Here is an 11,717-nt window from a genome sequence, read left to right as displayed (position 1 = left end):
GAAACTTATTTTGAAGCTTTGAAATCACCGCCAAGCGCAAGGTGTAGATCAACCCGGTTTTCCAGACGAAGCCGCCGGATTGCGACATACTGGCTGGCGGTATCGAGCTTGCGCTGGGTGGCATCGATCAAGGTTAGCACATCTCCGGTGCCCGCGCTGAATTCATCATCGGCCCGCTCCGCCGCTTCCTTGGCCAGCTCGGCGGCACGTTTCGCCGCCTGTTCACGCTGGCTCAGAAACATTTCCGCAGTGAGCGATTGCTCGACCTCGCCAAAAGCGCCAAGCACCGTCTTTTGTAAGAGCGCGATATTCTCCCGTTCGGTTGCCCGTGCGGAATCAATCCCGGCAACGATGGAGCCACCTTCGAAAATGGGTTGGGTCAGACTACCACCGATCGACCACACACCGAAATCGCTACGGAGCACATCGCCTATCGATTCCGTGGTCGTCCCGGTGGAGCCGGTAAGCTTCAAGCTGGGAAAACGTGCCAGTTTTCTCTCTTTCACCCTTCTCCCGGCGGCGGCCAATTCCCGCTCTGCGGCTAGAATGTCGGGACGTCGCAACAACAACTCGGATGGTAGCCCGGAGGGCGTTGCTCCCGGAAAATCGGGAAGTCTCGCAGAGCGGGCCAGGCCACCGGACGGGTATTTCCCCAAAAGGATCTCCAACTGCCGCAGCACACGCTCACGCTCTTGCTTCCGCTCCGCGAGGGTGGCCGATCGAGTCGCCACTTCAGCCTCTGTCAGCCGCACCTGCGCTGCCGAGCCACCGTCATCCGTGATCGCTCTCTCAAAGCGCTGTCTTACTGCGTCTGCCAGCGCCTTGGTCGCCCCGACGGCTTGCTCCGCCAGTGAGACCTGCTCATTGGATTCCCCCAGCGCGAGCCAAGCCTTGGTCACCTGACCAGCCAGCGACACCCTCGCAGCCTCATAATCGTAGAGCCGGGCCTGTGCATCCGCGATGGCCGCTTCCTGGCCTGCCTTCGCACGCCCCCACACATCAATCTCCCACGCCGCATTTAGATTCACGCCGAACTGCTGGGAAATATTCGATGGCACGCCACCCCCGCTACCGAAGGGGAAGCCGATAAAATTCTGTTTGCTACGGTTTGCATCGCCGCCGAGGCCAAGACTTGGCAACCGCCCGGCACCGGCAATTTTTGCCTCGGCACCCGCACGTTCCACCCTTGCGGCGGCAGCCTTCATGTCGGGATTGTTAGAGATCGCGCTATCGACCAAGCTCCGCAGTTCCGCACCGCCGATCTTTCCAACCCAGTGCCGGTCGATTCCGGACTTCGCCTCACGGGTAGCGGCCCATGCTCCCGGTGCGCCTACATTTCCCATCCGGCTCTCCGGAGAAATCGCCGCACATGCGCCAAGCAACAAAACAAATGTTACGCATAAATTTTTCATCCGGAGATATTGCAATGCGCCTTTCATTGTCGGCAGGGACAATGCATGTCTATCAGCTGGCGAAAAAGAGAAATTATCATGAAAAAACAGCTGGAATCCGCGATCCGGAATCGGGCGGCGACATTGCACTTTAATTGACGCAGAGCCATCTCTGTTCTATTTAGGAGCGCCGTTTCGGGAAAGATCCGCCGCGGAATTTCCTTCTAATGAAACTGTCCATCCTCTCCTGCTCTCCCAAATGTTACTCCACCCGCCGCCTTGTGGAAGCGGGTCGAAAACGCGGCCATAAAATCGAGGTTCTCAATACCTTGAGACTTACCATCGGACTGGATCAGGGAGATCCGGATCTCTACTATCACGCCAAACCTCTCCGCACTCCGGATGCTGTCCTGCCACGGATCGGGACATCAATAACCCGCTACGGCACGGCAGTGGTGCGCCAGTTTGAGCAGATGGACATCTTTACGCCCAACACTGCGGCCGGCATCGGCAATTCCCGCGATAAGCTCCGCTCGCTTCAGATCCTCTCCCGGCACGATGTCGGCATTCCTTCCACTGCATACGTCGATGACAAACGGGATGTGGAATCAGCCCTGCAGCGCGTCGGCGGAGCTCCGGTCATTATCAAGCTACTCGAGGGAACCCAGGGCGTGGGCGTGATTTTGGCGGATAAGATCGAGATTGCGAAGGCTATTGTGGAAACCCTCCACAGCACCAAGCAACAGGTGCTTTTGCAGAAATTCGTTGCCGAGAGCAAAGGCAAGGACGTCCGCGCTTTTGTCATCGGAGATCGTGTCGTTGCTGCTATCCGCCGCACGGCACAGGGCCAGGAATTCCGCTCCAATGTTCACCGCGGTGGCAAAGCTGAAGCCATCAAGCTCGATCCGGCCTACGAGGAGGCCGCCGTCCGGGCCGCCCAGATCATGGGACTGAGAATCTGCGGGGTCGATATGCTGGAAGGTGCTGACGGCCCCCAGATCATGGAGGTTAATTCATCACCGGGTCTCGAGGGAATCGAGGGAGCGACCGGGCTAGACATCGCAGGTGAAATCATCGATTACATCGCAGATCAGGTGAAATTTCCTGAAATCGATATCCGCCAGCGTCTCACGGTTTCCCGCGGCTATTCCGTCGCGGACATTCACATCCCCGAGGGCAGCACCTACATCGGAAAATCCATCGAAGAAACCGGCCTGCGCGATCAGGATGTGGTTGTTCTCACACTCCGCCGGAAGAGTTCCGTCATCTCCAACCCAAAGGGAACCCGCGTTCTCGAGGCAGACGACACGCTCCTCTGCTACGGCAAATCAGAGCACATGAAAGGACTGATTCCCGCGAAGAAGAAAAAGCGCAGGAAAATCGCAAAACTCCCCGTCCAGGAAATCCCTAACGAACCAAATTCATGAGCATTATCATCGGCTGGCGCGAGTGGGTGGAGTTTCCCGATTGGTCTTTTAAATTGAGAGCCAAAGCAGATACGGGAGCACGCAGCAGCGCCATCGATTGTGCGGAAATCACCGAGCTTCCCAATAACAGGGTGCGCTTTACCGTCCGGCTCGACCGGAAAGAGAAGAAACTTCTCGTCCTGGAGGAAGACATCGTGATGCGGAAACGCGTCCGCTCTTCCACGGGTCATCCGACGGATCGTATTTTCGTGGAAACCACCCTGCAGCTAGCCGGGACACAAAAGCGCATCCTTGTCTCCCTGGTTTGCCGCAAGCGCATGATTCATCGTCTACTCTTGGGCAGAGAAGCCTTGGGAAGTGATTTTCTCGTAAATTCCGCCGTTGATCATTGGGCCACACCCAAAAAAAAGAATCCACCGAAGAAAAAGAAGGATTCCAAAGAAGCCCGGTAGGCGATGAGCCAAGATCTCCGATCGGTGGGACCAAGTCCGGCTTTTGAGATTTCGAGAAATTCCAGAAGAGAAACCGTCTAGAAATCGAAGAGCAGAAGCTCCTGCGGGTCATCTTTCTTTTGCTTTGTCGGAGCAGCCACCGCACCAAAACCTTGCGAAGCGAAGGCAATCCAGTCCTGCAGCAGTTCTGCAAAATCGTCCGAAGGTTCCAGACCGAGCAGAGATTGGCTGAGACCGGCATCAAAAAAAGCAAACCTGGCAGCTACCCGGGCGGAAGGCATATCCGGAAGCGCGTTTTCCAAGGCGGCTTGATACCGCTCCAGCATCGCCTGCCATTCCGTGGAGAGCGGCTGGGATATTTTAGCCGGTGGCAGAACCAATATTCTACCAATGAGCCTGAGGAAAAAAAACTGATCCATGCCAAGCGAGCCGGCAATCGAAAGCAAAGGAGAGGCGAACGAATCAATGATTTTTTCCACCGAAGGCTTCTTGCCCGCTCCATCCAGTGCCTTGAGACGCTCTTCAAGCAACGGCTGCAATAGCCGGAGAACGACAAGATCCATCAGTGTCTCACGGCTCCCGAAGTGATAATTCACAGCCGCTACGTTTGCTTTCACCTCGCCGGTAATGTCTCTGACTGACACCAGATCGAAACCATTTTCAGCGACCAATCGCTCGGCAGCATCCAGTAGTTTCTTTTTTGCTCCAGAATCAGGTATTTTCAAAGCACGCACACCAAACAGCCAAGCGTTACAGGGATCTTTGTCAATCCCCGAGGAGTAAGGGGGACAATTGCAGACCGCCCCGGAAAATGATGGTTTATGGCGAAATAATCATAATAATGCCGATCCTACGTGATCGCGGAGTTGCGATCTGTTCCAGTTCTGTTACAAATCTACCCGTGTAAGGGATAGCACAATAGACCCCCCAAAGGGCCCAAGGGCGCCGGAACAAAGGACTCCGGCGCCCTTGGTTTGTACTGAAGCCCAGCTTCCATTGCCGATCTTTTTCCCAACTTGCAACGCGCAAAATGTCGTCTAGTTTTGCGGAATGTTAATGAGAATCGTCATTCCCGCCATCGTGCTATCCGCAGCCGCATTTGCTGCGGATATAACCAAAATCCCGTTTGAGAAGGCGGATGGCAGCAAGACCAGCCTTGAGGAATATCAGGGCAAAGTCGTCCTTCTGGTCAATGTCGCTTCCAAATGCGGTTACACCAAGCAATACGAAGGGTTACAAAAACTCTATGAAGAGAAAAAGGATGACGGACTCGTCATTCTGGCATTTCCCTGCAATGACTTCGGTGGGCAAGAGCCGGGAACAATTGAGGAAATCCAGGAGTTCTGCTCCAGTAAATTCAATGTGAGCTTCCCGATCATGTCGAAGATCCACGTAAAAGGCGAAGATCAACACCCGCTATACGAAGCACTCACCGGCCCCAAGGGCGCCTTTCCAGGAGATGTAAAATGGAATTTCGGCAAAATCCTAATCGGTAAGGACGGCAAACCCAAAGCCCGCTTCGAGTCCCCCACCAAGCCCCGGGACAAAGAACTTACCGATGCGATTGATGATGCACTCGCCGGATAGGATCTCTTGTGATTAACCCTTTGCTGCCATGCCTGATCACGCATTCCATAGAGTTTTTCCGTTTTTCAAGCTTCTTGGTCTGAGCGCATTGCTCGGAGTGTCTATGAGTTCCTGTGTTCCCCTAGCAATCGGAGCCGTTGGATTGGCCGCTGGCTACATCGCGCGTGACGAGGGTTTTGGCCAGGCAAAACCCCTCGACGGCGGCTACGACTCTCCTGCGGCCTATGAAGAGCCTGCTGGCGGCTATGACAGCTCCCAGTATCAGGACGCTCCGGTCTATTGATATCGCCGCCGGGTTAGAGATCCTTGATCGCATCCATGATGCGATTGGTAAGGGCCTCGTAACCCGTTTTTCCGGAGTAGGATTTTAACTCTTCTGGCGTCAAAACGATGGGCCTGCCGACTTTTACCGTAATCCGGGCGAAACGGATTTTGCCCGAACCGCGTGGCAATGCCTCGTCCGCGCCAAAAATTCTTACCGGTTGGATCGGAACTCCGGCCTTTGCCGCAATCAGCCCAATGCCGGATGCAGCCTGTCCGATCTCCCCATCAAGAGTCCGGGCACCTTCCGGGAAGACCAACACACGCCAGCCTTCCTTCAGCTTGCGAATCACCGTCTTCATCGAGCTCATGTCCGGGCGATCCTGATCGACGGGAATCGCGTTCCACTTCGGGTAAAGCCATTTTCCAATGCCTTTGAAGAGTGTCTTGCGGGCAAAAAATACCATTTCCGTTTTATAGAGATTTCCGATCAATGGTGGATCGAGAAAACTCTGGTGATTTGAGGCGATAAGAACTGGACCATTGTGGATGATATTCTCCCGCCCGATAATTCGCAGCCCGAAAAGTGTCCGGTAGGCCGCGCCAAACGACATCCAGCCAAGCCAATAGATCCAACGCATCATGGGCGCGTGATCCGGCTCCTCACCAGTGATTTTAAGAGTTTCCGATTGTTTCATGGGAAAGCCTTGTGCGCGAAGAATATCAATCGCGGCCTTGATCGCGCCCTCAATGGACAGCTTGGAAGTATCGAGAACCGTTGCCCCATCCGCGATGACCAGCGGAGCAGTGGTTCGGGAACTATCGGCAGCATCCCGTGTCTCAACGGAATCCACCTCACCATCATCCGAGCGACGATGATTCCGAACGGAAGGATCGGCATCGATATAGATTTTAAACGGAGTCTCCGGGAAGACCACGGAACCTATATCACGCCCTTCCATCACCACATGGGTGCTTTTGAGATAGTCCCGCTGGAGGGCGACGAGCTTTTCGCGGACTTCCGGGATTGCCGAAATCGCGGAAACATTGGCGTTTACTTCCGCACTACGCAGAAACGGTGTTGGATCCACACCATCGATCGAGATCGTGGAAAAAGTGCCATCGTGGCCGCAATCGATCCGGATTCTGCCTACCAATTCCCTGACGGCTGCAGCATCCGTGGGATTGATTTTTTCTTCCAGCACCTTCCATGTCACCGCCCGATACATCGCACCGGAATTGACCATGACGAGACCCAGGCGCTCCGCGAGAGCGCGGGCCATGGTGCTTTTCCCGGAGGCTGCGGGACCGTCGATGGCGATGGCGTGGTGATTCATTTCGTGATGACTGGCAGGTTGAAATCCTCCGGGTTGGTGCGCTCGTGGCGGATCGCATCCAGATGATGGGCGAAGCCGGGATACGATGTATTTATACAGTCGGTGCCATTGATAACTGTCTCACCCTTGGCAAAAAGACCGGCGATCGCAAATGCCATCGCGATGCGGTGATCGCCGTGGGATTCGATATTTGCGCCCTTCAGCCTCTTGCCGCCGTGGATGATCATGCCATCCTCGAACTCTTCCACATCAGCACCCATTTTCCGAAGATTTTCCACGGTAGTAGTAATGCGATCGGTTTCCTTCACCCGTAGCTCTCGGGCATTGCGAATGTGGGTATCACCTTCCGCCAGAGCCGCCGCCACCGCGATCACGGGGATCTCATCGATCAAATTCGGGATTTCCTCCGGCAACAAGGTGGTCCCTTTCAGAGGGGCGCCATGGATTTCGATATTCCCAATCGGCTCTCCGGTGGAGCTATGAAGGATTTCCGTCATTTTCGCACCCATCCGGCCCAGCACTTTTAGAATCGCCGTGCGGGTGGGGTTCAAGCCCACATCCTTGACAAGAAGGCGGGAGCCATCCATCGCGGCGGCGGCCACCAGCCAGAAAGCCGCAGAGGAAATATCTCCCGGGACGATGATGTCGCAGGATTCCGGCATTTGTCCCGAAGGGACGGAAATTTTGTTATTCTCTGTGCGGCAGGACAATTGGAAAGCCGCAAACATCCGCTCCGTGTGATCACGGGTTACGGATGGCTGGGTGACAGAGGTCGTCCCCTCAGCGAAAAGTCCCGCGAGCAGGACCGCGCTCTTCACCTGCGCAGAAGCAACAGGCATGTCGTAGTCAATCGGCTTCAACTTGCTTCCATGAATCCTGAGCGGCGCACAGCCCGGTTTGTCACCGAGCGTCTCGAGCTTCGCACCCATTTCAGCAAGTGGCACGGTGATGCGTCCCATCGGGCGGGAGGAAAGCGAAGCATCACCAAATAGCTCCGAGGTAAATTCCTGCCCCGCGAGCAAGCCTGCAAGCAAACGCATCCCGGTGCCGGAATTTCCGCAATCAATGGGAGCCTCAGGAGCTTTTAACTTCATGGACTGCCCGTGGATGCGGAGCTTGGTAGGCCCATAGCCTTCCAGCTCCTCGATAATCTCAAAATTCGCACCCAATGCCCGCATCGCTTTCAGCGTATTGAGACAATCCTCGCTCGGGAGGAAATTCGAGACCTCGCAGACACCATTGGAAAGGCCGCCGATGATCGCCGCGCGATGGGAAATACTCTTATCGCCGGGAACGCTGAACTCGGCATGAAGCGAGGAGATGGCTTTGACGCGTAAAGTGGACATAAATTTTTAAATGCTATTGCGGTGCAGGGTGTCGCGGAGCTGTTTTGCCTCGCGCAGCCATTGATGGGTAAGTTCTTGGTCGGGCTTTTGGAGAGTGGCAAGTATTTCGCGCAGCTCGCTGATGGTTTCCTCGATCGCCGGGATAATCGCACTGCGGTTTTCAGTAAGAATTTCCGCCCACATGCCGGGGTTTCCAGAGGCTACCCGGGTGGTATCCCGGAGGCCGCCGCCACCAAAACCGCCGATTTCCGGATTTTTGAGAGAGACTTTCGCGCCAGCGGCGGCAACCACATGCGGCAGATGGCTGATGCGAGCGACGAGCTCATCGTGCTCACGCGCGTTGAACCAGGTATTCCGGCAGCCCAGGGATTCCCAAAAAGCCTCCAGAGCGGCACAATGCTCTGCCGACGCGGCCGAATCATTGGTCAACAGGCAAGCCGCACCTTTGAAAAGTTGACCGTGTGCGGCCGTGAGTCCGTTCTGCTCGGATCCAGCCATTGGGTGACTTCCGATGAAAGGGTTTCCGCTTTCTTCCAGAATCGCTTGCAGCATCTGATGCGGAGCCTGCTTCACGGAGCCGACATCAGTCACCAGACAATCGCCTGGTAAGCCGGCTTGAACCGCTGCAGCCAGCAGAGGCGGCATGGCACCGACAGGCACCGCAAGAATCAACAAATCACAGTTGGCAACAGCTTCGGCAAGATCTCCTGTTGCTTGGTAAATTCCTTGTTCATGGGCATTTTCCGCAGCCTCCTGCTTGCGGAACCACAAGCGGGTGTCCGTTCTGTCCTGAAGCGCTAAAACGATGGAGCCGCCGAGCAAACCTCCGCCCAGAACGCTGACTCTGTTGAATATGTGGCTCATAAAAAAAACCGGATCCAAGGGTATGGACCCGGTCTTGGGACTTAGGGAAAAAGGTAATGATTCCAGAATGCCGATTGGAGACTAAGGCACACGGAAATATTTTTTCTCTGCTGCAGGGTAGGTAGGATCCTGAACCAAGGTGCCGCTTGGAATATCGCGAACGTCGACAAGCTTATTATTGTAAGGGCTGAAGACGAAGCCTTCCTTGCCGGGGACTGGATTTGCGAAAGCGTAATCACCGGATTTTTTCTCGGTGGGCTTGGTAGGAGTTACCTCTTTTTCAGTTTCTTTGATCTGATTCGAAGCCGTTTCCTTCTTCTCCTCGTCACGCTTTTTCATCGCCTCGCGCTGCTCCTGGATCTTCTGCTGGTTACCGCTGGTTACCGAAGCGTCGTTTTGCTGCGGTGTGCGCGGACCGCGCGGCCCGTTCGGGTTGTCAGGAAGCGGATAACATGATGCGAGTGCGAGGCAGCCAAGAACTGGCAAACTGAAGAGAAACTTGGATTTCATAAGAATAGCGGAAAATTAATTCTAAGGCTGATTGTTTGGATGGGCTGCGGAGGACTGCCCATGCTCGGAGACGGCATTATGTAAACTCGCGGCCACTCGTCAAGCAGGGTCATTGAGTCCACAGGGGAAAAACGCCATCACGTTTCCGGGCAAGACATTCTCCGGGTGCCGGTATCGACAGAATGATCTCCCAACCGATATGGACGAGAGCAGCCACAGCTGTCCCTTTTCCCGGAAAAAAACCTTCTTCCACCCGCCCTCTGGAACTGTTAGGGTAAATGATTCACCTGATGAAAAACTCCGGAGATTTTCAAACCCGCTACCAGAAAGTCACCCTCTGGAAATCCGATCTGGCCACAGAGTTCCGCGTTGCGGGAGCTATCCATGCCTCTTTTCACAGAAAGCGCTTCCTGACAGGCCTCGCCTGGGATCTTCTCGCCGCCGGAGCCATGCTACGGCCGGGCCCGCCGCCCGAAAGCATCCTCATGCTAGGCGTAGCCGGGGGAACCGCACTGAGAACGCTGCGCCATCTTTTACCTGAGGTGGCGCTCACCGGCATCGATCTGGATCGCGAGCTCATCGCGCTGGCCAAACAGGAAATGGAACTCGAAAAAACCGGTGCGAAAATCATCATCGCAGACGCCTATGAATGGATGAAGACTAACACGCGGCGGTTCGACATCATTATCGATGACCTCTACCTGGCTGGAGAGGATGACGTTATACGTGCCGAAAACTGCAATACCTCCTGGCTTTCGCTCCTGAAAAAATCCCTGGCCCCCGGCGGAATGCTCGCGCTCAACCTGGTCACCGGCCCCGGTCACCGAGCAAAGCAAATCATCACGCGGAAAAACTTCTGCCACCATTTTCCAAGTGTCCGCGTGCTTCATACGGAAGAGAGCATGAACGAGATTCTAATTGCTGGCACCGCGACGGGCACCGGACGCCAGCTCCGGCAATACGTCGATTGTTTCAGCGATTGGCGCGACCGCATGTTCTGGAAACGCATTACCGTGCGGAAGCTAAGAACACCCCGATAACGAGAAACCTTCTTGCTGCCACCTACATTCTGGGGTCTGGTTTTCTCCCAGTGTCCGATCTTTTTTCCACTCCTCAAGCCTCAGCCAATAAGCCGGAAGTCTCCGAGCCACTTGCCGCCCGTATGCGCCCGGCCACTCTGGATGAGATCCTCGGCCAGGATCATATCCTTGCGGAAGGAAAACTACTCCGCCGCGCCATCGAGGCAGATCGTTTCACCTCGCTGATTTTCTACGGCCCTCCGGGAACGGGTAAAACCTCGCTCGCGGGAGTCATTGCGAAAACCACCGGATCGCGCTTCGAATCACTCAACGGCGTGGAATCAAACGTTGCGGAAATCCGCGCAAAAATCGAGCAAGCCCGGGTTTGGCGAGACTTACGGGGCGAGACGACCATCCTGTTCATCGATGAAATCCACCGTTTCAACAAAGCCCAACAAGATGTCCTGCTCCCCCATCTCGAACGGGGCACTGTCCGTTTCATTGGGGCAACCACCCACAATCCATACTTCTATGTGAACTCGCCGCTCGTCTCCCGATCACAAATCTTCCAGCTGGAAGCTGTCGATACCGCATCAATCGAAAGGCTATTGGTGAAAGCCATCGGCGATAAAGAGCGCGGTCTTGGAATGCTGGAGATCAGCTACGACCAGAAAGCCATTCATCACTTGGCGGAACTTTCAGATGGAGATGTCCGCAAAGCCCTCACCGCCCTGGAGCTTGCTACCGTCACGCCATCGGAGGAAATTCACATCACCCTGGAGATCGCCGAGGAATCGATCCAGAAAAAGGCAATCAACTACGGCGATGACGGACATTACGATACCATTTCCGCTTTTATAAAATCCATCCGCGGCTCCGATCCCGATGCCGCGCTATACTGGCTGGCGAAAATGCTCCACGCCGGTGAGGACCCCCGTTTCATCTCCCGCCGCCTGGTCATTGCCGCTTCCGAAGATATCGGCTTGGCGGATTCCGGAGCATTGCGCGTGGCTTTGGACGCACATCATGCGCTCGAATTCGTCGGCATGCCGGAAGGCAGGATTCCACTCGCCCACGCCACCGTCTATTTGGCGACCTCGCCGAAATCGAACAGCGCCTACGCGGCTCTCGGCGCAGCGATGAAAGATGTCGAAACCGGTCGCACCCTAGCCGTCCCTCCCCATCTCCGCACGCCGACTTCCAAGAAACTCACCGCCACCACCGGACAATCAGAGGAATCGATGAAATATCTCTACTCCCACGATTACGAAGGAAATTACACTCCACAATCCTACCTCCCCGACGGCCGCATTTACTATCACCCCAATGACCAGGGCCTGGAAAAGCGCATCAAAGAACGCCTGGAGTTTTGGAGGAAATCGAAATCTGAAAGTTAGACGATTCATCTCCCGGGAGTATCTGTGAGCTACCTCATATCACCTTGTTTATCCCAGCCAGCGACAACAAAGATCCGTAAATCAAACTTCAAGCGTTCTTCGGAAGAACTATATCCATATTTACTC

Annotated in this window: 12 protein-coding genes; 6 read left to right on the top strand and 6 right to left on the bottom strand. The window is 55.1% G+C overall.

The window, feature by feature from the left end; genetic code table 11:
• Nucleotides 1-5: 5 nt before the first annotated feature.
• Nucleotides 6-1,412, bottom strand: a complete 1,407-nt coding sequence (locus ACFSSA_RS03205; protein WP_386818330.1) for an efflux transporter outer membrane subunit — start codon at nt 1,410-1,412, stop codon at nt 6-8.
• 206 nt (nt 1,413-1,618) lie between these two features.
• Between ACFSSA_RS03205 and ACFSSA_RS03200 the strand changes: the two genes are divergently transcribed.
• Together ACFSSA_RS03200 and ACFSSA_RS03195 are read left to right on the top strand one after the other, a co-directional pair.
• Nucleotides 1,619-2,818: a RimK family alpha-L-glutamate ligase gene (locus tag ACFSSA_RS03200; protein ID WP_386818329.1), complete on the top strand. Its 1,200-nt coding sequence runs from the start codon at nt 1,619-1,621 to the stop codon at nt 2,816-2,818.
• Nucleotides 2,815-3,270 (top strand): ATP-dependent zinc protease family protein, encoded by a 456-nt coding sequence (locus ACFSSA_RS03195; RefSeq protein WP_386818328.1) that lies wholly within the window; start codon nt 2,815-2,817, stop codon nt 3,268-3,270. Before ACFSSA_RS03200 ends, ACFSSA_RS03195 begins: the two co-directional genes overlap by 4 nt.
• 77 nt (nt 3,271-3,347) lie before the next feature.
• On the opposite strand, the gene ACFSSA_RS03190 is transcribed toward ACFSSA_RS03195, so the two are convergent.
• Nucleotides 3,348-4,004, bottom strand: a complete 657-nt coding sequence (locus ACFSSA_RS03190) for a TetR/AcrR family transcriptional regulator (protein ID WP_386818327.1) — start codon at nt 4,002-4,004, stop codon at nt 3,348-3,350.
• Between the two features lie 316 nt (nt 4,005-4,320).
• Here ACFSSA_RS03190 and ACFSSA_RS03185 point away from each other — a divergent pair, with 316 nt between their 5' ends.
• Together ACFSSA_RS03185 and ACFSSA_RS03180 are read left to right on the top strand one after the other, a co-directional pair.
• Nucleotides 4,321-4,857 (top strand): glutathione peroxidase, encoded by a 537-nt coding sequence (locus ACFSSA_RS03185; RefSeq protein ID WP_386818326.1) that lies wholly within the window; start codon nt 4,321-4,323, stop codon nt 4,855-4,857.
• Nucleotides 4,858-4,885: 28 nt separating this feature from the next.
• Complete coding sequence (locus ACFSSA_RS03180; protein ID WP_386818325.1) at nt 4,886-5,140, top strand: hypothetical protein; 255 nt, start codon at nt 4,886-4,888, stop codon at nt 5,138-5,140.
• Between the two features lie 13 nt (nt 5,141-5,153).
• Here the strand turns inward: ACFSSA_RS03180 and cmk are convergent, their stop codons facing one another.
• The 4 genes from cmk to ACFSSA_RS03160 form a co-directional block, all read right to left on the bottom strand.
• The gene (gene cmk, locus ACFSSA_RS03175; protein WP_386818324.1) at nt 5,154-6,455 is read right to left on the bottom strand and encodes a (d)CMP kinase; all 1,302 of its coding nucleotides are present in this window, start codon (nt 6,453-6,455) and stop codon (nt 5,154-5,156) included.
• Entirely contained in the window at nt 6,452-7,801 is a 1,350-nt protein-coding gene (aroA, locus tag ACFSSA_RS03170; RefSeq protein ID WP_386818323.1) for a 3-phosphoshikimate 1-carboxyvinyltransferase, read from the bottom strand. Before aroA ends, cmk begins: the two co-directional genes overlap by 4 nt.
• 6 nt (nt 7,802-7,807) lie before the next feature.
• Nucleotides 7,808-8,665, bottom strand: a complete 858-nt coding sequence (locus ACFSSA_RS03165) for a prephenate dehydrogenase (RefSeq protein ID WP_386818322.1) — start codon at nt 8,663-8,665, stop codon at nt 7,808-7,810.
• Nucleotides 8,666-8,746: 81 nt separating this feature from the next.
• On the bottom strand, nt 8,747-9,175 hold the full coding sequence (locus ACFSSA_RS03160; RefSeq protein ID WP_386818321.1) for a hypothetical protein: 429 nt from the start codon (nt 9,173-9,175) through the stop codon (nt 8,747-8,749).
• Nucleotides 9,176-9,465: 290 nt separating this feature from the next.
• Here ACFSSA_RS03160 and ACFSSA_RS03155 point away from each other — a divergent pair, with 290 nt between their 5' ends.
• Nucleotides 9,466-10,215: a spermidine synthase gene (locus tag ACFSSA_RS03155; RefSeq protein ID WP_386818320.1), complete on the top strand. Its 750-nt coding sequence runs from the start codon at nt 9,466-9,468 to the stop codon at nt 10,213-10,215.
• A 50-nt stretch (nt 10,216-10,265) separates the two neighbouring features.
• Nucleotides 10,266-11,591, top strand: coding sequence for a replication-associated recombination protein A (locus ACFSSA_RS03150; RefSeq protein WP_386818319.1), 1,326 nt, complete (start codon nt 10,266-10,268; stop codon nt 11,589-11,591).
• Nucleotides 11,592-11,717 lie beyond the last annotated feature (126 nt).

Source organism: Luteolibacter algae, from assembly GCF_042683045.1.
Taxonomy (GTDB): domain Bacteria; phylum Verrucomicrobiota; class Verrucomicrobiia; order Verrucomicrobiales; family Akkermansiaceae; genus Luteolibacter; species Luteolibacter algae.
The sequence above is the reverse complement of the archived record's forward strand: the minus strand, read 5'-3'. Positions and strand labels throughout refer to the sequence as shown.

Bases quoted from the DNA above. Each gene is read 5' to 3' on its own strand.
- ACFSSA_RS03185 (WP_386818326.1), top strand. From the start codon at position 4,321: ATGTTAATGAGAATCGTCATTCCCGCCATCGTGCTATCCGCAGCCGCA.
- ACFSSA_RS03195 (WP_386818328.1), top strand. From the start codon at position 2,815: ATGAGCATTATCATCGGCTGGCGCGAGTGGGTGGAGTTTCCCGATTGG.
- ACFSSA_RS03165 (WP_386818322.1), bottom strand. From the start codon at position 8,665: ATGAGCCACATATTCAACAGAGTCAGCGTTCTGGGCGGAGGTTTGCTC.
- ACFSSA_RS03180 (WP_386818325.1), top strand. From the start codon at position 4,886: ATGCCTGATCACGCATTCCATAGAGTTTTTCCGTTTTTCAAGCTTCTT.
- aroA (WP_386818323.1), bottom strand. From the start codon at position 7,801: ATGTCCACTTTACGCGTCAAAGCCATCTCCTCGCTTCATGCCGAGTTC.
- ACFSSA_RS03155 (WP_386818320.1), top strand. From the start codon at position 9,466: ATGAAAAACTCCGGAGATTTTCAAACCCGCTACCAGAAAGTCACCCTC.
- cmk (WP_386818324.1), bottom strand. From the start codon at position 6,455: ATGAATCACCACGCCATCGCCATCGACGGTCCCGCAGCCTCCGGGAAA.
- ACFSSA_RS03205 (WP_386818330.1), bottom strand. From the start codon at position 1,412: ATGAAAAATTTATGCGTAACATTTGTTTTGTTGCTTGGCGCATGTGCG.
- ACFSSA_RS03160 (WP_386818321.1), bottom strand. From the start codon at position 9,175: ATGAAATCCAAGTTTCTCTTCAGTTTGCCAGTTCTTGGCTGCCTCGCA.
- ACFSSA_RS03200 (WP_386818329.1), top strand. From the start codon at position 1,619: ATGAAACTGTCCATCCTCTCCTGCTCTCCCAAATGTTACTCCACCCGC.